A 1,196-nucleotide genomic window follows, 5' to 3' on the forward strand; every position below is an offset into this window, starting at 1 on the left:
TTAAGGCAATGCTGATTAAGTGCACCGCTTGTGCGCGTCAAGCGTTATAGAGCGCACAAGCTACGAGAAAGGCAAAAGACAATGAAGCAGCAGACGCTTGCGATGGCCGCGGATCAAGGTGCCGGGTTCGAGACCCGACGCAAACGCACGCGGCGCGACGAGTTTCTTGACACGATGAACACGATCGTTCCATGGGCCGAACTGTGCGCGGTGGTCGAGCCGTATTACCCGAAACGCGGCAACGGCCGCCCGCCGATTGGTCTGGAACGCATGCTGCGGATTCACTTCGTGCAGCACTGGTTCAATCTGGCCGACTTCGCTTGCGAAGAGGCGCTGTATGACAGCACCAGCCTGCGTCGCTTCGTGGGCATTGATCTGGGCTGCGAAGCCGTACCGGATGCGACAACGCTGCTCAAATTCCGGCGTCTTCTTGAGAAGCACCAGCTGGGTGAACGGCTCTTCGCCGAGGTGGGGCAGGTGTTGCAAGCCAGCGGCATGAAGCTTGCCAGCGGCACCATCGTGGACGCGACGTTGATTGCCGCCCCGAGTTCGATCAAGAACAGGCAGCAGGCGCGCGACCCTGAGATGCATCAGACGCGCAAAGGCAAGCAGTGGTATTTCGGCATGAAGCTGCACATCGGGGTCGATAGTCAAAGCGGCCTGGCACATAGCGCGGTGGTCACGGCGGCCAACGTCCACGACAAGCATCCGCTGCCGACATTGCTGCATGGGCAGGAGCAACGCGTCTATGGCGATAGCGCCTATGCGAGCCAGAAAGCGCTTATTCACAGCAAGGCGCCCTCGGCACGCGACTTCACCAATCAGCGTACGCGCCGTGCGGGTGAAGTTGACGAGGTAGCGCGCGGCAAGAATCGCAACAAGTCGAAGATCAGGGCGCGGGTTGAGCATGTGTTCGCCGTCGTCAAACGCCTGTGGGGATTCACAAAGGTGCGCTATCGCGGTCTGGCGAAGAATGCCAATCGCGCCTTCGTTGCGCTGGCGCTGACCAACGTCTATCTCTCGCGCAGGCGATTGATGGCACAGGTGCGCCCGTAATGGGCGAAAAGCGGGCCGCAGGCCCGTGCGCAACGCCCTGGTGGGCAGGAAATGCAGCCGCAAAGCTTCACTCACGATGAATCTGCCTCTGTTTGCGCCCGACACGATGAATACAACGGCTTGTTCAGCGTTGCCTTAAA

Annotated in this window: 1 protein-coding gene; it reads left to right on the forward strand. The window is 60.0% G+C overall.

The window, feature by feature from the left end:
• The first annotated feature begins 81 nt into the window (after positions 1-81).
• Positions 82-1,056, forward strand: coding sequence for an IS5 family transposase (locus tag ACLFKU_RS43520; protein WP_410853366.1), 975 nt, complete (start codon positions 82-84; stop codon positions 1,054-1,056).
• Positions 1,057-1,196: the final 140 nt, after the last annotated feature.

The sequence above is a fragment of the Paraburkholderia sp. EG304 genome, assembly GCF_046543485.1.
GTDB classification, from domain to species: Bacteria; Pseudomonadota; Gammaproteobacteria; order Burkholderiales; family Burkholderiaceae; genus Paraburkholderia; species Paraburkholderia youngii.